Source organism: Actinoalloteichus sp. AHMU CJ021 (assembly GCF_002895405.1).
In the GTDB taxonomy this organism is placed as follows: Bacteria; Actinomycetota; Actinomycetes; order Mycobacteriales; family Pseudonocardiaceae; genus Actinoalloteichus_B; species Actinoalloteichus_B caeruleus.
In genome coordinates, this window is the sequence record NZ_CP025990.1 from 3,379,555 (window position 1) to 3,399,411 (window position 19,857).

Consider the following 19,857-nt stretch of genomic DNA (forward strand, 5'->3'; position numbering starts at 1 on the left):
GCGCGTCAGGCCCCGTCGACGCCGCCGGTCCGGGGGAGGACGAGGGCGGCGAGCTCGGAGTCCCGCAACGACGCCAGCCGCTCGGGGTCGACGACGCCCCCGGGCGCGGTGCCGTACTGGACCAGCCCCGCCTCCCGTGCGAACACCGCGAGGACGCCGTCGAGCACACCGGCCGGCAGCGTCCACTCGAGGGCCGAGAGGACACGTGAGCCCCGCTCCACCCCGAGGGCCGAAGCCCGTTCCTCGGCGGCGGCGAGCACCTCGTCGACCGTCATCCCCAGCAGGGCCGGGGTCGAACCCGGCACCGGTGACCACGGGACGAAGTCGTCGGGCTGGATGCGGATCTCCGAGGTGTAGTCCACGGCGTCATCGTCCTGCCCGCCTCCGGACATCCCCAGCGCGTCGAGACCGACCTTCGCGATCGTCGTCGCTGCTCCCCGGTGCGCCTCGACCGCCGTCGCCGGCACGAAGGCGACCGCCGCCTCCTCGTCCCCCAACCCGTCCCCACCGGTCGCCGCCACCACGTGCGCACCGCACCACCAGCTGCCCAACAGCACACCCAGCGTCTGCCAGTGCGCCGGCAACGCGACCACCACCGGTGTCCCCGGCTCCACGTCGCACTCGTCACGCAGCCAGTTCGCGGTCTTGGCCGCCCAGTTCGCCGCCGTCGCCACCGACAGCTCCACCCGGTAACCCCCGGGCCCGTCGTAGTAGGTGAGCATCGGCCGGCTGGGGTTGCGGGCGAGCAGCGGGCGCAACAGGTGATCGGTGACGCTCATACCGGCAAGCCTAGTGTCCGCCGCCGTCGACCCGGCCCCTGCTCCGAGCGGCGGACCCCGGGCGGTGCCGGCACGGGACGGACGGCCCCTGGCCCGAGAGGTGACGACCGGGCGAACGCCGGGGGCGGCTCAGTTCACGCAGGTCAGGCCCTCGGCGGTGATCGGGTCCTCGTCCGTCGGCGCACCAGCGGCCAGCGAGGACGCCTCCGCAGGTCGAGAGGGGCCGCCGGCCGCGGCCGGGCCGGCGCTCGGCGCGCCGGTCTCCTGGGCTTCGGACGGCGCTCCCGGCGCGGGTGTCCCGGGCCCGGACGACCGGGCGGGCGCGGGCGGGTCCTCCACGCCGTCGAGGAGGCCGGCGACGAAGTCGCGCACCTGGGTCGGGTCCACCGTGATGATGCTCTGACCCCGGTCGTTGCGGGCGCCGACCCCGGTGACGGGGATGGTGGTGAACTGGATGGCGCCGCTGGCGATGCCCTCCAGCTGTCGGGCGAAGCCCACGAGGTCCAGGTCCTCGTCGAGGACCACCGAGTCCCGGGTCGCGGCCAACAGGGCCTGGAGCTTGCCCGGATCGGTGAGGGTGCCGGTGGACAGCACCTTGTTCGCCAGGGCTGCGAGGAAGACCTGCTGCCGGACGATCCGGTCCAGGTCGCCTCGCGGCAGGTTCTTGCGTTGCCGGACGAACGCGAGCGCGTCGCCGCCGGAGATGACCTGCGCGCCCCTGGTGAAGCTGGCGCCGGAGTCGGTGTCGCTGGTGGCCTGGTTCAGGCAGACCTCGACGCCGCCGATCGCCTCCGTGAACAGGTAAAAACCGTACAGGTTCACCTCGGCGTAGTGGTCGATGTGCGCGCCCGTCAGGTCCTGGACCGCCCGGACGAGCGCCAACCGGCCCGCGTGGTCGGACTCCCGTTCGATCCGGGACCGGTCCGTGACGCCCTGGGCGGCCAACTCGTTCGCCTTCCGCGCCTTCACCAGCCCGAAGGCGCCGTTGATCTTCTCCTCGGTGCCGAGCGCCGACACCGGAACCGAGGTGTCCCGGGGAATGGACACGGCGTGCGCGGCGCTCCCGTCGTCGGGGATCCGCAGCAGGATGATGGTGTCGGTGTTCAGGCCGGCGTTGGCCTCGGTGCGCAGCTCCCGGAGCACCGACTCCGGCAGGGGGCGGCCCTGCGCGTCGGTCCTGCTGTCGTTGCCCACCAGCAGGATGTCGGTGGCGAGATCGGCCGCGTCGGGCGGTGGTGGAGCGTTCCTCTCGGCCTCCACGGGCGCCCGCCGCAGGTCCGCCAGGACGCTCGTGGTGCTCAGGTCCTCCTGGATGCGGTCGACCATGACCCAGGCGACCCCGGTCACGACCAGGGCGGTGACCGAGACGAGGATCGTCAGCGAGCGGCCACCGGCGACCAGCACCCGCCGGGCCCGACCACGTCCTCGACCACCTGGCACCACCCGGACCCGCCCGGTGGCGGGTGGGGGCGTGGGCTCCCCGGACCCGCTCGCCGCCACTCCCTCCGGCGGGTCGGTCGCCGATGTCCGCCGGCCCGGCTCCCCCTCGTCGGCCACCTGTTCCCCCTACTGTCGCCGAGCTGGCGCGGGATCGCGCCCTCACCGGTCCTGTCCCTCGCTGTCCCCCGGGCGTTACCGGCCGTGGTCACGCCCCGAGCGTTTCCCCCACGCTCATAGTGCGCATCACCGGCCCGCGCCGCCACCGTGCGGAACCCGACGGGACGAGGAGGGTGGTCAGTTGACGCAGGGAACCGTGCTCGCGGTGATGTCGCCGCCCTCGTCCGTCGCGGTGGCGTTCGGTTGGACCGCCCCGGGGTCGACGGCACCCGGACCGGGCTCCGCGCCCTCCGCCAACTCCCCACCGGAGTAGTCCAGCCCCAGCAGCACCGAGACGGACCCGGCTGGCAGGTTCGCGTCCGGCTCGATGGACACGCCACCGAGTTCCTCGGCCACGAGCTCCGCGTTGGCCTCCTCGCCCGGCGCGTGCCTGACCACCGTGGTCTCGCGCAGTTCCGCGTTCCCGGTCACGCCCTCGGTGAAACCCGCCGTCGTCAGCCGCTCCATCACCTGCCCGGCCAGGCCGGTCACCTGCGCCGCGTTGTGCACGCCGACCGTGACCGCCGCCCTGTCCGCGTCGGCGGCCTCCTCGGAACCGCCGTCCTCCGAGGAACCGGCGGTCAGCGACCGCATGTACTCCTGGACGGCCACCGGGTCAACCTCGATGTAGTTCCCGACGTGACCGACCGGGATGGTCTCGAACGCCATGTTCCCCCCGGCCATGTCCTGCATGTGCATGGCGAAACCCGGGACGTCGAGGCCGTCGTCGAGGACGACGGACCGCTGCACGGCGGACACCAGGTTGTTCAGCTTCGCCGGGTTCGTCAGGGTGTCGGTGGACAACAGCTTGTTCGCCAGCCCGGCGAGGAACACCTGCTGCCGCACCACCCGGTCGAGGTCACCTCGGGGCAGGCCGTAGCGCTGGCGCACGAAGGCCAGCGCGTCGCCCCCGGAGATGGTCTGCTCACCCGCCTCGAAGTCGGCGCCGGATTTCGGTTCGCTCACCGCGGAGTTGAGGCAGACGGTGACGCCGCCGATGGCGTCGGTGATCTCGAAGAAGCCGAGCAGGTTCACCTCGGCGTAGTGGTCGATCTCGACGCCGGTGAACTCCTCGATGGTCTCGATGAGCAACTTGCGCCCCTCGGCGGAGGACTCCTGGTGGAGCTGTTGGGGATCGGTGACCCCCTGCGCGGCGAGGGTCGCCTCCGCCGCGCGTTTCCCCCGGCCGAACGCGGAATTGACCTTGTAGGAGCCGTGGCCGGGGATGTTGACCAGGCTGTCCCGCGGAATCGACACCGCCGTCGCGCTCTCCCCACCCACCGGGACGCGCACCAGGATGAGGGTGTCGGTCAGCTCACCGTCGTTGTCGGACGCCCGCAGCTCCGCGAGGACCTCCTCCGGCAGGGGGTTGCCCTCCGCGTCGGTGCGGCTGTCCATGCCCACCAGCAGCATGTCCATGCCCCCGTCGAGCGGGCTCGGCCCGTCCGGGGTGATCGGCGCGCGGTCGCGGTCGCCGAAGACGTTCGTCGTCGTCATCCCGGACCCGAGGCTGCCCAGCGTCGCCCACGCGTAGCCGGTTCCGCCGATGACGATCGCCGAGCAGAGGGCCACCACGCTCTTCGCGGTGGCCAGCGCGGCCCGCCCGGCCCGGCTCGGGCGCACCCGGCCCCGGCCGCGCCGAGCTCGGTCGCGCTCGGCCGAGGCCCTGGCCGCGCCGCCCACCGCCCCGATCGGCTCGGTGAGCGCACCACCGCCGACGCCCACCTGGGTCGGCGCGGAAGAAAGGTCGTCATCAAGGTCGCCCGCGGCGACCCGCCGCAGCTCAGAGGGTGTACGACCAGGCTGGGGAGGCGTCGGACCGCCTCTGCGGCGGCGGGATGCCCCTCCCGGATCGGGCGGCATATCCTCCACGCGTGAACTCCTCCCCGCAGGAGCGCACGTTGCCGCGTGCGCGCCGGCACTGCCCCGACTGACCGTTGGTACCCGGCCCCGAACAAGGCTAATCCCGTGTTGGGCTGAACGGGTGTCACCTCGCTACATGTTTGACGTTTTCGAGATCCTCGAGGTTCACTCCCGACCCGAACCGCCCGTGACAGACTGTCCGGGCCGGGCGCCGCCCGGTCGGTGCGCACGCCCTTCCCCCGTGTGTCGGCGTGTCGGTCACCCTCGACGTGACGTCGTCGGCCCCCCACGAAGGAGGAAGTGTGATGCGAGTCCTAGTGACCGGTGGAGCGGGCTTCATCGGCTCCCACTACGTCCGGTCCCTGCTCGCTGGCGCGTACCCGGCCCTGGCGGACGCCGAGGTCGTGGTCCTCGACAAGCTCACCTACGCGGCGAGCGTCGACAACCTGGCCCCCGTGGCGTCCGACCCGAGGTTCCGCCTGGTCGAGGGCGACATCTGTGACCCGGAGACGGTGAACCCGCTGATGCGCGGAACCGACCTCCTCGTGCACTTCGCCGCCGAATCACACGTGGACCGCTCGATCGACGGCGCCTCCGACTTCGTCGTCACGAACGTCCTGGGAACGCAGGTCCTGCTCCAGGCCGCGCTGGAGGCCGAGGTCGGCCGGGTCGTCCACGTCTCCACCGACGAGGTCTACGGCTCGATCGCGGAGGGGTCCTGGGACGAGGGCCACGTCCTCGAACCCAACTCGCCCTACTCGGCGTCCAAGGCCGCCTCCGACCTGCTCGCGCGCGCCTACCACCGCACCCACGGGCTCCCGGTCTCCATCACCCGCTGTTCGAACAACTACGGTCCGTACCAGTTCCCGGAGAAGCTCATCCCGCTGTTCGTCACGCGGCTCCTCGACGGGGGCACGGTGCCCCTGTACGGGGACGGCGGGAACGTCCGCGACTGGTTGCACGTGGACGACCACTGCCGGGGCATCCAACTGGTCGCGGAGGGCGGCCGTCCCGGGGAGATCTACAACATCGGGGGCGGGACCGAACTGACCAACCGCGAGCTGACCGGCCGGCTGCTCACGGCTCTCGGCGCCGACTGGTCCTCGGTGGAACCGGTGGCCGACCGGAAGGGACACGACCGGCGGTACTCCGTCGACATCGGCAAGATCCAGGCGGAACTCGGCTACGCCCCGAAGGTGCCCTTCGACGAGGGCCTGGCGGGCACGATCGCCTGGTACCGGGACAACCGCGCCTGGTGGGAGCCGCTGAAGCGGCGCGCCGCGCTGGTGAGGAGCTGACGGACATGCCAGAACTCGCCCTGCTGGTGCCGGGAGGCCACGGGCAGCTCGGCCGCGACCTCGCCAGATTGGCGCCCGCCCACCTCGGCGACGCGGGGTTCGCGCACGCGCCGGGGTCCGCCGAGTTGGACATCACCGACGCCGACACCGTCCGGGACGCCGTCGGGGCGCTGGCCGAGGCGGCTCGGAACTCCGGTGTCGTGCCGGTGGTGGTGAACGCGGCCGCCTACACGGCGGTGGACGCCGCGGAGGAGGACGAGGCCCGGGCCCACGAGATCAACGCGGCCGGGGCGGCGGCGCTGGCGGCGGCGTGCGCGGCGGAGGCCGTGCCGCTGGTCCACGTCTCCACGGACTACGTCTTCGCGGGTGATGGCGACCGGCCGTACGAGCCGAGCGACCCGCCCGCTCCCCGCTCGGCGTACGGAAGGACGAAGCTCGCCGGCGAGCGGGCGGTGCTGGGTGGCACCGACCGGTCATGGGTGGTGCGCACCGCCTGGGTGTACGGGGCTGGTGGCGGCAACTTCGTCCGGACGATGGCCAGGTTGGAACGGCAGCGCGACACGCTGAGCGTCGTGTCCGACCAGGTGGGTTCGCCGACCTGGTCGGCCGATCTGGCCGCCGGACTGCTGCGGCTGGCGTCGGTGGTGGCCGCCGGCCGACCGCCGGAGAACAGGGTGCTGCACTGCACCAACACGGGCGTGACGAGCTGGTTCGAGTTCGCCAGGGCGGTCTTCGTCGAACTCGGCGCCGACCCGGAGCGGGTCCGCCCCTGCGGAACCGAGGACTTCCCCCGCCCGGCGCCCCGCCCGGCCTACTCGGTGCTGTCCCCACGGCGGTGGGAGGACGAGGGGTTGGGAGCGCTCCGCCCCTGGCGGGAGGCGTTGGCGGCGGCCTTCGCCGAGCAGGGTGAGGAACTGCGGAACTGAGCCCGGGACCTCGGGGAGGAACGCGGCCCGCTACCAGGGCGCGCCTCCCCGGGCGAGCGTGCCGAGGCCCCCGCCGGAACCCGCCCTGCCCGTCCTTCCCTCTTGGGGCGGGCGTGCCCCGGAATCCCGGCGGGAAGGGTGAGCGTCCCCCGGGGGAGTGGCAGCCGTGGTCCCCACGGCCCGGCCAGAGGTGCCGCCCGGTGGCCGTGCTGATCGTCCTCGGCTGGCCGCCCTGTCCCCATCAGGGAGTTGTCCACAGCGGTCGGTGCGGGTGGAGGCGCACGTCACCGGCCCGCCGATAGGCTTGCCGCGGGGCTGCTCCCCCGGGTGGGTGGGGGTGTGCTCCGGCTACCTCGCCGACAGGACACGGCTGCTCCCCCGGGTGGACGTGCGGGCACCACCCGACACCGAGGATGAGCGGAACAGGCGACCCGGTCGTCCCGTCGCCGCCGGGTCCCCCATGAGGGGCACGGCCGCCCCGCCCCCCAACGGTCGTCGCGCAACACGGTCTAACGCGGATGTGGCGCCGGGGTGCGTGGGGGAGGACGGGGTGCTTTCGGCTCCGGCTGGGGGTGGTCGGGTGGCGTGGGTGGCTCGGGAGGATGTGGCCCGGTTGGCGGTGGAGGTGTTGGTGGACGAGCCGCGCCCCGGGAGCCCGGACCGCCCACGGCGGCTCCGCCTCAGCCAGCCGCCCTGCGGTAGGCCGCCGCCGTCGCCTCGGCGCACCGGCGCCAACTGAAGTCGGCGGCGTGGTCCCGGCGCGCGGTCAACGTCGCCGTGTCGCTGGGGCTGTCCAACGCCTGGACCAGGGCCGCCCCGAGCGCCTCCACGTCGCCCACCGGGGCGAGGACGGCCTGCCCACCCGCCACCTCGCGCAGTGCGGGCACATCGGAGCAGACCACCGGCACCCCACAGGCCAGCGCCTCCAACACCGGAAGACCGAAGCCCTCGTTCCGGGACGGCAGCACCAGCGCCGAGGCGCCGGCCACCACCCTCCGCAGGTCCACTTCCGGCAGGTAGCCGGTCCTGATCACCCGGTCGGTCGACCCTGGCGGGTCCGCGGCGGCCGGGCCGGCGATCACCAACGGCGGCAGCTCCGGGCGCGCCGCGTGGGCGGCCAGCAGCGTGCTCAGACCCTTCCTCGGGCCGTCCGCGCCCACGAACAGGAGGTACTCCTTGGGGATGCCCAACGCGGACCGGAGGGCGGAGGTCGGGTGGCGGGCGGCGAACCAGGCCGCGTCCACGCCCAACGGCGTCACCACGATCCGCTCCTGGGGCACCCCCAGCCGTTCCGTGACCACCTCGGCCACCGCCGAGGTCGGGGTGCACACCACCGCCGCCCGGCCAGCGGAGCGCCGCACCAGTTCGGGCAGGTCCCGTTCCCCGGCCGGCAGTTCCTCGGGGGAGTCCAGGAAGTCCAGGTCGTGCACGGTGAGCACACCCCGCGCGAAGATCGTGGGTGCCAGGACGAAGTTCGTCGCGTGCAGCACCGCCGCGCGGCCGGCCAGCAGCTCCACCGGAGGCGCCGAAGTGCGGAGCCAGGCCGCCCGCAGGGCACGCGCCGGCACGGGAAGACCACGGGCCCGGACCCCGTGCGGCAGGACACCGCGCAGGGTCCGCCAACCGCGCAGCGTGAACGCGAGAGCGGTCACGTCCATGCCCGGCATCGACGCCAGTTCCTCGGCCAATGCGGCCGTGTACCGGCCGATCCCGGTGCGGGCGCCCAGCAGCGGCGTCCCGTCCAGCAGAATCCTCAGCTTGCGCCCGGAACCGTCAGCGTCGACCACGCACCGTCTCCTTCACCAGCCTGCGTAACCTGCCGGCCGCCCTGCGGGCGACCTCGCCGGGACCACCGAGGTCGAGGTACTCCCGGATCAGACCAAGATCATGCCTCAGTTGGCCGCCGGCCCCTCGCGGCTGCTCGCGCACCAAGGGAGCCGACCCGCCCAGCCGGTCCACCGCCGGCCGGGGGTCGCGGCAGAACTCCAGCAGCGGGCGCAGGGTCGCGTCCCAGGTGAACCGCTCGCGCACCTCCGCGATCCGCGTCCGGCAGGACTCGGCGAACGCCTCGTCGTAGAGCACCCGGCGCAGGGCGGCGGCCAGCGCGTCGACATCCTCGGCCGGCACGACCACCCCGAGCCGTTCCCGCCGCACGAGGTCCGCGAACGAGTCCCCGTCGGTGGTGATGATCGGCAGACCCGCCCACAGGTAGTCCAAGACCCTGGTGCGGAACGCGAACGTCGTCTCGACGTGGTCGAAGTGCGTGGTGACCCCGCAGTCGGCGTCCAGCAGCCAGTTGTGCCGCTCGTGGTAGGGCACCCAGGTCTCGTTGAAGAAGACGTGCGAACCGACCAGGCCCAGCCGGTCGGCGAGCTGGCGGGTCTGCCCGGCCATGCCCATCTCGGGCACGTCCGGGTTGGGGTGCTGCATGCCGAGGAAGAACAACCGGACGCCGTCCTCCTCCCGGCGCAGTTTGTCGATGGCCTGGACGAGGGTCAACGGGTCGAACCAGCTGTACACGCCGCCGGCCCACAGCACGACCCGGTCCCGTTGGCCGATGCCGGGCACCACGTCCCGGATCGCCGGCGCGGTGCGCCGTGGTCGGGCCGCCGGCAGTCCGAAGGGGACGACGGACAGCAGGGACCGCACGGTGGGGTCGGAGTCGTACATCCCGGGGCTGAGCCGGCCCAGGGAGGCCAGGTGCCCGAGCCAGAAGTGCCGCTGCCGCTCCGAGGCGCAGAGGAAGAAGTCCCCGCGCATCAGCTGGGTGTTCAACACCCGGGTCACCCCGTCGAGGTCGCGGGCGCGACGTTCGTCGTCGACGTCCTTGCCCTGCTCCAGGTACTCCAGGTGCATCGGGTCGTAGACGTCGCAGACCACGATCTTGCCCGAGGAGGGGTCCTTCAGCTCGGGCGCCATCTCCATGATGTGGCCCTGCACCACCACGATGTCGGACCACGCGATGTGCGTGCCCAGGTCCCTCGGCCTGGCGTGCACCACCGGGAAACCCGCCTCCGGCGGCTCGTGGTGGTTGTTGACGCTGACCAACCTGACCTCGTGCTCGGTGGACAGCGCCTCGGCCATGTGCCAGGCGCGGATCGCCGGGCCCGCCATCCGTTCGGCGATCGCGTCACCGGTGACGACCAGCACCCGCCGGGGGCGTCCGAACGCCTCGTCCAGTCCGAAGGCCCGCACCAGGGTCTCGTGGGCGGCCAGGTAGCGGGGGAGCGGGTAGGCCGGCTCCAGCGCCTTGCGCATCAGCGGAACGATGTCGCCGTCCGAGCGGACCCGCGACTCCTGCTCCACCTTCCTGGACTCGGCCAACTGGGGCAGCAGTTCGACGAACTGGTCGATCGCCAGGAAACCGGCCAGCGCCTCCCGCGACACCGGGACGGGCTCGGCGTCGGCACCCCGGTCCGCCGGGCGGCGGGTGATCTCCAGCTGGGTGGGGTCGATGTCCCCCCGTGCCGTCGACCGGCGCACCGCGAGGGCGAGCGCCGCCGGCAGCACCTTCGCCAGCGTCTCGTCCTCCAGGTTCTTGTAGAGCGTCGCCAGGGCGTTGCGTTCCAACAGGTAGTACTCACGGGACGAGTCGACCGAACCCATCGAGCCGTGGTGCCGGTGGTAGGTCACCGACGTCGGTTCGTACCGCACCCGCCAGCCGCGCAGGTTCAGCCGCCAGCCGAGGTCCACGTCCTCGTAGAACATGAAGTAGCGCTCGTCGAAGCCACCGAGGGCGGTGAACAGCTCGGTGCGCACGAACAGCGCCGAACCGGTTCCGAAGAGCACGTCCCTGGCGACCTCGTGGCTGCCGTCGTCACGTTGACCGGCGTGCCGCTTGTACCCCATCCCGAACCAGGTGAGGCCGCCGTCGACGAAGTCGATCAGCTCGCCGCCCCAGTCGAGCACCTTGCTGGCGACCGCGCCGACCGTGGGCTCCGCGCGGAACACGGCGACCGCGGCCCGCACCCACTCCGCGTCCGGGCGGGCGTCGTTGTTGAGGAACGCGAGCACCTGGCCACTGGCCTGGCGGGCGCCGAGGTTGCAGCCGCCGGCGAAACCGAGGTTCTCCGGAGACTCGACCAGGGTGACGTCGGGCATCTCGTCCCGGAGCCGTTCCACGCTGCCGTCGCCGGAGGCGTTGTCGACGCAGATGATCTCCAGGCGGTCGGCCGGGTAGTCCAGGTCGTCCCGCAGCGACCGGAGGCAGGTGATCGTGTCCTTGACCCCCCGGTAGTTCACCACCACCACGGAAACTGTCGGCAGGCCCCCGGAACTCGGCTCGGGCACGTCGCTCCCCCTCAGCTTCTCCTCGGGCCGGTCGGCGACCAGCCGCGTCTAAGCCTGCCCTATCCGCTTCGCGCCGGGGGGCGGACCCGGGGGAACCGCCGCCCCCCGCCACCATGATCGCCCTGCGGAGTCCCGTGGCAACCTTCTGTGAGGAAAACGCCCCCGGTGGCCGGCCGCGCTGTCTACGCTTCCGTCAGGGTGTCAGGTCCAGGTGAGGAGTGGACGGTGGCGGAGATCAGCAGAGGCCGGAAGATCGTGGCCGGGGTCGTCCTCGGGGTGGTCGGCCTGACCCTGTTCGCCCTCCTGTTCCCGTTCACGACCACCCTGCACACCTGGGGCGGGACCAAGGCGGACGACAGGCCGGTGGTGGACGCGGGAACCGCCGAGGTGACGAGCTGCCGGAGCACCGGGCCCATCAGCCTGGAGGGCGGCATCGGGCCGGCCGACGTGTGCACCGCGGAGATCCACTGGTCGGACGGCCGGGTGGAGCACCGTGAGGCCTACCCCCGGCAGCTGACCCGGGAGGACCTGGGCACCGAGGTCCCGGTGGAGGAGGTCCAGATCGTGGCGGGTGGCGGATGGAAGCTCGCCGTCTTCCGGACGGACCGCTCCGGAGCCCCCGTCCCGCCGCCGATCTCTATCGCCGCCTACGCCCTGGCGAACCTGCTCGTCCTCGCCGTGACCGTCGGCGTCCTGGTGCGCCTCAGGTTCCTGCCGCGTCCGGAGCGGGAGGGTGAGCAGGAGCGGAACGGCGGGGGGAGCCCCCCGAACCCCAGGTTCGGACCGCACTGGGGCAGCAGCGGCCGACCGGGGAGCCAGGGCGGACCACCCGCTCCCCCCGCCAGCCACCTACCGCCCCACCAGCAGCGAGGCACCACCGGACAGGGAGACTGAGGACACGTGCAGCCCGACACCAGCGCCGCCGACGCCATGTTGCGCGGCTTCCAGGAACAGATGCAGGCCAAGCTGCGCCAGGCCGACCAGTTGCAGGCCGCCGCCAGGGAGGCGCGCGTCAGCGAACGCAGCCGGGACGGCGCCGTCTCGGTGACGGTCGACAGCAACGGGGGCATGACCGCCCTCGACCTGACGCCGGCCGCGATGACCCGGCGCCCCGAGGAGCTGTCCGCGCAGATCCTCGACACCCTCCGCCGGGCGCAGGCCCGGATCGCCGACCAGATGCGGGAGGCGCTGGCCCCGATCCTCGGCGAGGACAGCGAGTCGCTGAACGCGGTGATGGGCGGCTACCAGGAGCGGTTCCCCCAGCTCGACGACGAGGACACCGGGGGAGCAGCCCGGAGCTCGGACGACCCCCAGGACCCGGACGACCCGGACGACCCGGACGGCGGCGCCAGCTGGCGCAACGACAGGGGGTGGTGACGGATGGACGGGTTCCACGTCTACCCCGAGCAGATGCGGCAGCACGCCGCCCGGCTCGACGGGGTGGTCCAGCAGATCGGGGTCGCGCAGGACGCCGCCACCCACGCCTCGATCAGCGGCACCACCGCGTACGGGCTGCTGTGCAGTCCCATCATGCTGCCCCTGATGGGCAGCATCGAGGCCCTCGGCCACGGCGCGATCGCCGCCGCCGGCGGAACGGTCAGCGCGACCAGCACCGCCATCACCGCCTCCGCGGACACCTACGAGCTGTTGGAGGAGGGCGTGAGCCGCCTCTTCGCCCAGATCGCCGAGCGACTGGAAGGACCGTCGACGCCATGACGAACCCGCTGATCGCCCCCGACTACAGCGGGGGTGACAAGCTCGACGCGGTCGTGATGGTGGAGGCCGCCGGCGACGCGGTGACCGCCGTCCAGAACGGCGACTGGCTCGAGGCCGGGGTGAACATCGGCGCGGCCGGCCTGGACGCGCTGGCAGTGGTCGCCGACCCTTTCGGCACGCTGCTCACCTCCGCCTTCGCCTGGTTCATCGAACACGTGCCGCCGCTGCCCGACTTGCTGAACTGCCTGGCCGGCAACCCCGACGTGGTGCACACCAACGCGGCCACCTGGGGCAACGTGGCCGACTCGCTCGGGCAGTCCTCCCAGGACATGGGCGACATCGTCCGCGCCGACACCGAGGGCTGGGAGGGGCCGGCGGTGGAGGCCTACCGCCCCGTCGCGATGGGCCAGGCCGCCGCCATCCAGGCCGCCTCGATCGCCGCCAACGGGGTCGGAGTCGCGTTGACGGCGGGGGCTACGGTGGTGTCGGTGGTGCGCACCATCGTGCGGGACCTCATCGCCGAGGCGATGAGCGAGCTCGTGCAGTGGCTCATCCGGGCGGCGGCCGCCGCCGGACTGACCCTGGGCCTCGCCACCCCGGTCCTCGTGGCCGACGGGATCCGGCTGGTGATGAAGTGGGCCAACAAGGTCCAGGACTGGATCCAGAAGGCCGTGCTGAGCATCACCGGGCTCAGCAAGCACGTCGCGAAGCTCGGTGACGTCCTCACCGACGTGGCCCAGACCCTCGCCATCGCCGTGCCGAAGAACCTCGCCGTGTACTCCACCCAGGTCGACGACAAGCCCTTCGCGACCGGGGAGAGCTCGGCCTGACCCGGGGCCGTCCCGGCGGCCAACCGCCGGGCGTTCCCCGCCCCCGCGCGCCGACCGCGCGGAGGTCGGGGCGAGACGGCCCGGTTGCCCACGTGGCGGGTGAGGTGGCCCAGGCGGGGTGCGGTTCCCCGTCGGGCCTCGGGGTCCACCCGAGTGACCAGGCGGCGGGGGATGACCGGTCGTGGCAGCACTTCCGGTCGTGGGAGTACTTCGCGGTGTGGGCCGAGCGGGTTCCTGCTCCCCGCCGGCCGGCGCCGCTCGCGCCGGTGCTCCGGGGCCGGCCGCTGAGGTCGGACGCCGAGGACCCGGTCCGCTAGGCGAGGTGATCGGGGAGGTTCGGTCCCGTCCCGACCCTGGTCGAGGAGGTGGGCCACGTTGGGCCACGTCGCATCCCTCCCCGCCGTCGTCGGGCGGGGGCTACGACGTCACGGGGGCGGGTGCCGTCACCAGGCCAGGCCGCGCTGCCGGTGCTCCGCTCGCCTGGTCGTCGGTGCGGCCATCACCGCGGAGTCGGGCCGGCGGGCCGGCGCGGCGGGGGCGGCGCGCTCCTCGTCACGAGCGGGGCGGTCCACCCGCTGGCACGGCGACCAGGGGCGGTGCGGGCGGCGCCGCTCACCGCTCGTCCCGGCCAGCCCAGGTACGCCACACCGCCGTCCGGTCCAGCACGGCCCGGCGGCCGAGTTCCCGCCGGAACCGCAGCGCCTCGGGTGTCCGCTCCAGCGTCTCGCCGAGCACGCCGAGGCGGAGCCCCACCCGGAAGTTCGCGGCGTCCGGCGTTGGTCGTCCCAGCCGGCGTCGGAGGGGGAGCGCCGCGGTGATCGCGGTGAACCGCAGCACCTCCCGGAGCGCGACCGGCAGCGGCGCGCAGCGCACCAGCGTCACGAGGCGGTTCCGTTCGTTCCACCGGTGGAAACGGGGGGAGCCCGGGGCGCTGCTCGCACCGTGCGCGTGGCGCACCCCGGCGGCGGGGGCGAGCAGTACCCGCCAGCCCCCGAGCCGCAGCCGCCACGCGGTGTCGGTGTCCTCGTAGTAGCAGAAGTAGGACTCGGGCACGCCGCCGAGCGCGCGCAGCGGCTCGGTGCGCACCAGGGCGGCGCCCCCGCAGAAGGAGAACACCTCCACGGGTTCGGCGGTGCCGTCCACCCCGGTGGTCGCACCGAGATCGCGTCCGTGGCCGTCGGGGGTCAACCCGACGCCGGCCGACTGCACGGTGCCGTCCTCCGCGCGCAACAGCGAACTGACCGCCCCTGCCCCCGGGTCGGCGTCGGCGGCGTCCTCCAGGGCCGCGAGCCAGTCGCGTGCGGGGACGGCGTCGTCGTTCAGCCACACCATGAACTCGGTGCGGACCCGGCGCAGCGCGGCGGCCATCCCCCCGGCGTACCCGGAGTTGGCCGGTAGCCGCAGCACCTCCGGGGCGGTCGGGTGCGCCCTCAGCAGGTCGGCCGTGCCGTCGTCCGAAGCGTTGTCGACCACCAGCAGCCGGTGCGGCCGGGTCTGTGCCGCCAGCGCGTCCAGGCAGTGTTCGAGGTGGTCCCTCGCCCGCCAGGTCACGATGACGACGGTGCTGCGAGCCGATGTGGTCCCGGGGTCGGCCGTGTCCATGACCGACCAACCTACCCACGGGGCCGGGGCCGGTGGCGGCCGGCGGTCCCGGCTCCGGATCGTCCGGTCCCGGCGAAACGCCGCGGGGTTCGTGGCAGTGTTGGCGGGTGCCGCTCCTCGTTGTGCTCACCGAACAGCTGCTCGCTCCCGTCCCGGGTGGGACGGGCCGCTACACCCGGGAACTCGCCGCCGCGCTCGCCGGGACGGCGCCCCCGGGGTGGGATGTCGCCGGGGTCGTCGCGAAGCACGCCGACCCGGACGCCGCCGTGATCCCCGGGCTGATCGGACCGAAGTCGTTGCCCTACCCGAGGCGGGTGCTCTCCGCGTTGTGGGAACGCGGGATCCCGGTCTGGCCCGGAGGTGACTCGGTGCACGCGCCCACCCCGTTCGCCCCGCCGTCCGTGCCACGGGGGCGGGGGCTGGTGGTCACGGTGCACGACACCGTGCCGTGGACCCACCCCGAGACGCTGACCCGTCGGGGCGCGGCCTGGCACCGGCGGATGGTGGGCCGCGCCGCCCGCCGTGCCTCCGCGCTGGTGACCCCGACCGCGGCCGTGGCGGCGGAACTCGCCAGGCACCTCGACGCCGACCGGCAACGGTCCGGGGCGGGCACGATCGGCGCCACCGGCCCCCGGACCCACGTGGTCGGCGAGGGCGTCTCGGACGCGTTGCGCCGTCCGTTGACCGACGAGTTCCAGCAGCGGGTGGGCCGGAAGTTGAGACTGCCAGACCGGTACGTCCTCGCCGTGGGCACCGTGGAGCCCCGGAAGGGCATCGACGTCCTCATCCGGGCGATGGCCGGTGCCAGGGGCCCGGATCTCCCCCTGGTCCTGGTCGGAGCCAGCGGCTGGGGCGGGGTCGACCCCCGGCGGCTGGCCGAGGAGCACGGGCTCGCCCGCGATCGGCTGCGGGTGCTGGGGCGGATCGAGGACACCGAGCTGTCCGCCGTCCTCCGGCAGGCGACGGTCCTCGCGGCACCGAGCCGGGCCGAGGGTTTCGGGTTACCGGTCCTGGAGGCGATGGCCGTCGGCGTTCCAGTGGTGCACACCGACGTGCCCGCGCTCGTCGAGGTCGCGGGCGGGGCGGGTCTGGTGGTGCGAAGGGGGGACCCGGACACCCTGGCCGGGGCGCTGCGCGCCGTGGCCTCCGACTCCGGGCGGGCCCAGGCGATGATCCGCGCGGGTCTGCGCCGGGCCGAGCACTACGACTGGGAACGCGCGGCGCGGGCGCTCTGGCGGATCCACCTCGACGCGGTCGGCTGACGCCAGCCGACCGCGGCCAGGAGTGGTTCAGCCGGAGGTCTCCCGGTCCGCGCGGGCGCGCTCGCCGATCACCACCAACTCGTCGGCCTCCTCCGATGTCAGGGGAACGTCCAACACGTCGCGGAAGTACCCGGGGAGTTCGTCGGGCCCCAGGACGACCACCTCGTCCGGGGAATCGGGGCGGGACAGCGTCAGGTCCAGGCCGGAGAGGCTGTGCGCCGTCTCCTCCCCGCCGCGCGAGCCGAACAGGGTTCGGCGGAACGGCGAGGTCGGGTGGGTCGCCGCGAAGTGGTTCTGCACCACGTAGTCCACGCGGTAGTGGGGTTCCAGGGTGAAGCCGTAGAGGTCCTGCCAGTCCTCGCCGCGCGCCAACTGGAGTGCCCAGGTCCCGTCCTCCTCCCGTGCGAGGCGGTGCCGCCACCCGGCCCCCTGCCGAACCTCGGCTCCCGACACCAGGGGTGTCGGTTCCAGCACGCCCTGCTCGCCGACGCTGACGTCCGCCAACCACATCCGCTCCTCGGCCTCGACGAGGAGGGCGGCGTGCGCGGCGGGCCGCACGTTCCGGGAACCGAGCCGGATTCGGGTGCTCACTCCGGACACCCGGTAGCCGAGGCGCTCCAAGGCGGCGGCGAGCAGGACGTTCTGCTCGAAGCAGTAGCCGCCACGACGGCGCCGGACCAGTTTGTCCTGGAGGGAGGCCGTGTCCAGTCGGACACCCCCACCTGAGAGGAGGCCCAGGTTCTCGAACGGGACGGTGGTGGCGTGGGCGCGGTGCACCGCGCGCAGCGTGTCGGCGTTGGGGGCGCGGTCGCCGTCGTAGCCGATGCGGGCGAGGTAGGCGTCCAGGTCGAGATCGGCGGAAGCCCACCCCCGCGCGGTCTCCGGTGCCGTGTCGAGTTCCGGGCCGACCAGCGGATCGTGGGCGAGGGTGGTCGTGCTGTCCTGTTCGGTCGTCGTCATGCCACCATCGTTCAACCTGAACGATTGTTGAGGTCAAGGTCCTCGGGTCGGCCGTGCGGACACCTCGGACCACCACGGTCCGGCGGCCCGCCACCGTGCCCCGCCCGGCCGTCCCCAGGCGGGTCGACGGGAAGGGGAACGGCCACGGCCACGGAGCGCGGGAACCCGGGCACGGGAGGCGAGCGCGGACCCGTCGCCGAGGCGCGTGGACGTGGGGCTGCCCACTGCCGGCCGCCGATTCGGCCAAAGGCGCCGGATCGCGTGTGAAGCGGCCGTAGGCTTCAGTGGTGCGGTCTGCCGAACCCAGCGTCCTGATCGACGCCACCGCTGTGCCCACCGACCGAGGTGGAGTGGGCCGGTACGTGGACTCGTTGATCGCTGGCCTTGACGCCGCCGGGGCCCAGCTCAGCGTCGTCTGCCAACCTCGTGACGCCGAGCTGTACACCAGGACCGCGCCGTCCTCCCGGGTCGTTCCGGCCTCGGAGTCGGTGGCGACCAGGACGGCGCGCCTCAGCTGGGAACAGCTCACCCTGCCCCGGCTCGTCCGACGACTGGGCGTCCGGGTGCTGCACTCACCCCACTACACGATGCCGCTGGCCAACCCGGTGGCCAGCGTGGTCACCCTGCACGACGCGACCTTCTTCACCGACCCCGCGTTGCACTCGTCGGTCAAGGCCGGGTTCTTCCGGGGGTGGATCCGCGCGTCCCTGGCCCGCGCCACGCTGTGCGTCACCCCCAGCGACGCGACGACCAGCGAACTCGTCCGGTTGCTCGGCGCCAGGCGCAGCGCCATGTCGGTGGTGCCGCACGGCGTCGACACCAACCGGTTCCACCCGCCGACCCCGGAGGAGGTCGCCGAGGTTCGCCAGCTGCTGGGTCTGCGGGACGCGCCCTACGTCGCCTTCCTCGGCGCGCTGGAACCCCGGAAGAACGTGCCCTCGCTGATCCGGGGGTTCGCGAAGGCGTGCCAGGGACGGGAGGACCCGCCCACGCTGGTGTTGGCCGGTCAACCGGGCTGGGACGGTCAGGTCGAACGAGCCCTGGACTCGGTTCCCCACCGCGTGCGGGTGATCCGGCCCGGCTACCTCCCGTTCCGGAACCTCGCCGGGTTCCTGGGCGGCGCGGAACTGGTCGCCTACCCGAGCCTCGGGGAAGGCTTCGGCCTGCCGGTGTTGGAGGCGATGGCCTGCGGGGCCTGCGTCCTGACCACCCAGCGCCTCAGCCTCCCCGAGGTCGGCGGCGACGCGGTCGCCTACTGCGGGGTGGGGGCGGCGGACATCGCCCAGGCGATCACCGAGCTCCTGGACCAGCCACGGCGGCGCGCCGAGCTGAGCACCGCCGCGCTCACCCGGTCCAAGGAGTTCTCCTGGGCGGGGTGCGCCGCCGGGCACCTGGAGGCCTTCGCGCGGGCTGACTGGATCCACCGGCGCGGCCGTTGACCGTCTCCGACACGCCCCGCTCGCCGGCCGCGACACGCCGTTCGCGCCGCGGGAGCGCCAGCTGGACCGAGGACGCGGGGGGCCGGTGGCGCACGAGCGGTCCACGGCAGAATGGTCCGCCGTGACCTCGTCGAGTGCGCAGAGCCGGAAACCAGCGACCTACGGCGACGATGTCGCCGTCGTCACCGTCACCTACTCACCAGGGGAGACGATCGACCGCTTCCTGGACACCCTGGTCACCGCGACAGAACGCACCCCGAAGGTCGTCCTCGCCGACAACGGGTCCACCGACGGCGCCCCAGAACGGGCGGCCGAACGACCGAACGTCGAACTCGCCCCCACCGGGGGCAACCTCGGGTACGGGCGGGCGGCCAACCACGGTGTCGAGCGCCTCGGGGACGAGGTCGGCTGGGTCGTCGTCGCCAACCCCGATCTGGAGTGGACGCCGGGAAGCCTCGACGTGCTGTTGGCCGCCGCCGAGCGGTGGCCGCGCGGCGGGGCCTTCGGCCCGCTGATCCGGGAGCCCGCCGGCGACGTCTACCCGTCCGCGCGCCTCCTGCCCTCCCTGGGGCGCGGCGTCGGGCACGCCGTCCTCGGGAAGGTCTGGAGCGACAACCCGTGGTCCAGGGCCTACCGGCAGTCCGACACCGCCGTCGTCGAGCGGACCGCTGGCTGGCTCTCCGGGTCCTGCCAGCTCTTCCGCCGGGAGGCCTTCGACTCGGTCGGTGGCTTCGACCCCCGCTACTTCATGTACTTCGAGGACGTGGACCTGGGCGATCGGCTGGCACGGGCCGGCTGGCTCAACGTGTACGTGCCCAGCGCCGAGGTCATGCACGTCGGGGGAGCGTCCACCTCGACGGCGTCGGAACGGATGCTCGCGGCCCACCACCGCAGCGCCTACCGGTACCTCAGCGACCGGCACCAGGGGCCCGCCTGGGCTCCGCTGCGGTTCGCCCTGCGCACCGGCCTGAACGCCCGCTACCGCTGGGAGCTGCGCGGCTCCCGACGCACCGGGGGCTGACCCGGAGGTGGAGCGCGGTGACGGGGCACGGCACCGTCACCCCGGGCCGACGAGTGGCCGCACCCCGCCTCCGGCCGACCGGGACCCCGGCGTCCTCATCCGGAGGTGGCGCCCCGCCCAGCCCGTTCGACGCACCGGGCCCGAGTTCGTCCGGCGCCAGGGCCAGGAGGGCGGGTTGCCGCCGGCACGCGCGCGGGCCGGCGGCCGGCGCCGCGCCCGACCCGTGACGGCCAGTCGCGCCCGGTGGAGCGGGCGCTGGCCTGGGGAACGCGCCT

Annotated in this window: 16 protein-coding genes; 9 read left to right on the top strand and 7 right to left on the bottom strand. The window is 73.5% G+C overall.

Translation table 11 applies throughout. The features are described from left to right. Positions 1–5: 5 nt before the first annotated feature. From C1701_RS14565 to C1701_RS14575, 3 genes are all read right to left on the bottom strand, one after another. Positions 6–779 (bottom strand): TIGR03089 family protein, encoded by a 774-nt coding sequence (locus C1701_RS14565; RefSeq protein WP_026419333.1) that lies wholly within the window; start codon positions 777–779, stop codon positions 6–8. Positions 780–908: 129 nt separating this feature from the next. Beyond that, positions 909–2,336 carry an LCP family protein gene (locus tag C1701_RS14570; RefSeq protein ID WP_245588853.1) on the bottom strand — a complete coding sequence of 476 codons (1,428 nt, stop codon included), beginning with the start codon at positions 2,334–2,336 and terminating at the stop codon, positions 909–911. Positions 2,337–2,513: 177 nt separating this feature from the next. Then, a complete protein-coding gene (locus C1701_RS14575; RefSeq protein WP_245588852.1) occupies positions 2,514–4,100 on the bottom strand; it encodes an LCP family protein in 1,587 nt (528 codons plus the stop codon). Between the two features lie 443 nt (positions 4,101–4,543). On the opposite strand from C1701_RS14575, the gene rfbB reads away from it, so the two are divergent. Both rfbB and rfbD read left to right on the top strand, forming a co-directional pair. Continuing rightward, positions 4,544–5,536: a dTDP-glucose 4,6-dehydratase gene (rfbB, locus tag C1701_RS14580; protein WP_026419331.1), complete on the top strand. Its 993-nt coding sequence runs from the start codon at positions 4,544–4,546 to the stop codon at positions 5,534–5,536. A gap of 5 nt (positions 5,537–5,541) precedes the next feature. Beyond that, the gene (rfbD, locus tag C1701_RS14585) at positions 5,542–6,462 is read left to right on the top strand and encodes a dTDP-4-dehydrorhamnose reductase (RefSeq protein ID WP_026419330.1); all 921 of its coding nucleotides are present in this window, start codon (positions 5,542–5,544) and stop codon (positions 6,460–6,462) included. Between the two features lie 680 nt (positions 6,463–7,142). Here the strand turns inward: rfbD and C1701_RS14595 are convergent. Both C1701_RS14595 and C1701_RS14600 read right to left on the bottom strand, forming a co-directional pair. Next, the gene (locus C1701_RS14595; RefSeq protein ID WP_026419329.1) at positions 7,143–8,249 is read right to left on the bottom strand and encodes a glycosyltransferase family 4 protein; all 1,107 of its coding nucleotides are present in this window, start codon (positions 8,247–8,249) and stop codon (positions 7,143–7,145) included. Continuing rightward, the gene (locus C1701_RS14600; protein ID WP_030104975.1) at positions 8,236–10,752 is read right to left on the bottom strand and encodes a glycosyltransferase; all 2,517 of its coding nucleotides are present in this window, start codon (positions 10,750–10,752) and stop codon (positions 8,236–8,238) included. Before C1701_RS14600 ends, C1701_RS14595 begins: the two co-directional genes overlap by 14 nt. 198 nt (positions 10,753–10,950) lie before the next feature. Here C1701_RS14600 and C1701_RS14605 point away from each other — a divergent pair, with 198 nt between their 5' ends. The 4 genes from C1701_RS14605 to C1701_RS14620 are packed head-to-tail and all read left to right on the top strand — an operon-like array spanning position 10,951 to position 13,298. Beyond that, a complete protein-coding gene (locus C1701_RS14605; protein ID WP_337662275.1) occupies positions 10,951–11,646 on the top strand; it encodes a DUF6346 domain-containing protein in 696 nt (231 codons plus the stop codon). Positions 11,647–11,652: 6 nt separating this feature from the next. Continuing rightward, a complete protein-coding gene (locus C1701_RS14610; protein WP_103056034.1) occupies positions 11,653–12,129 on the top strand; it encodes a YbaB/EbfC family nucleoid-associated protein in 477 nt (158 codons plus the stop codon). Between the two features lie 3 nt (positions 12,130–12,132). Next, positions 12,133–12,468 carry a type VII secretion target gene (locus C1701_RS14615; RefSeq protein WP_030104978.1) on the top strand — a complete coding sequence of 112 codons (336 nt, stop codon included), beginning with the start codon at positions 12,133–12,135 and terminating at the stop codon, positions 12,466–12,468. Further along, entirely contained in the window at positions 12,465–13,298 is an 834-nt protein-coding gene (locus C1701_RS14620; RefSeq protein WP_026419325.1) for a hypothetical protein, read from the top strand. The genes C1701_RS14615 and C1701_RS14620 overlap by 4 nt, the downstream gene beginning before the upstream one ends. A 612-nt stretch (positions 13,299–13,910) precedes the next feature. Here the strand turns inward: C1701_RS14620 and C1701_RS14630 are convergent. Beyond that, positions 13,911–14,900: a glycosyltransferase family 2 protein gene (locus C1701_RS14630; RefSeq protein ID WP_103056035.1), complete on the bottom strand. Its 990-nt coding sequence runs from the start codon at positions 14,898–14,900 to the stop codon at positions 13,911–13,913. Positions 14,901–15,007: 107 nt separating this feature from the next. Here C1701_RS14630 and C1701_RS14635 point away from each other — a divergent pair, with 107 nt between their 5' ends. Further along, entirely contained in the window at positions 15,008–16,162 is a 1,155-nt protein-coding gene (locus C1701_RS14635; protein ID WP_026419322.1) for a glycosyltransferase family 4 protein, read from the top strand. A gap of 27 nt (positions 16,163–16,189) precedes the next feature. Here C1701_RS14635 and C1701_RS14640 read toward each other — a convergent pair whose 3' ends face one another. After that, positions 16,190–17,122, bottom strand: a complete 933-nt coding sequence (locus C1701_RS14640; RefSeq protein ID WP_103056036.1) for an arylamine N-acetyltransferase family protein — start codon at positions 17,120–17,122, stop codon at positions 16,190–16,192. 287 nt (positions 17,123–17,409) lie between these two features. On the opposite strand from C1701_RS14640, the gene C1701_RS14645 reads away from it, so the two are divergent. Both C1701_RS14645 and C1701_RS14650 read left to right on the top strand, forming a co-directional pair. Continuing rightward, positions 17,410–18,561, top strand: coding sequence for a glycosyltransferase family 4 protein (locus tag C1701_RS14645; RefSeq protein WP_026419320.1), 1,152 nt, complete (start codon positions 17,410–17,412; stop codon positions 18,559–18,561). A 121-nt stretch (positions 18,562–18,682) separates the two neighbouring features. Beyond that, positions 18,683–19,582, top strand: a complete 900-nt coding sequence (locus tag C1701_RS14650; RefSeq protein WP_026419319.1) for a glycosyltransferase family 2 protein — start codon at positions 18,683–18,685, stop codon at positions 19,580–19,582. Positions 19,583–19,857 lie beyond the last annotated feature (275 nt).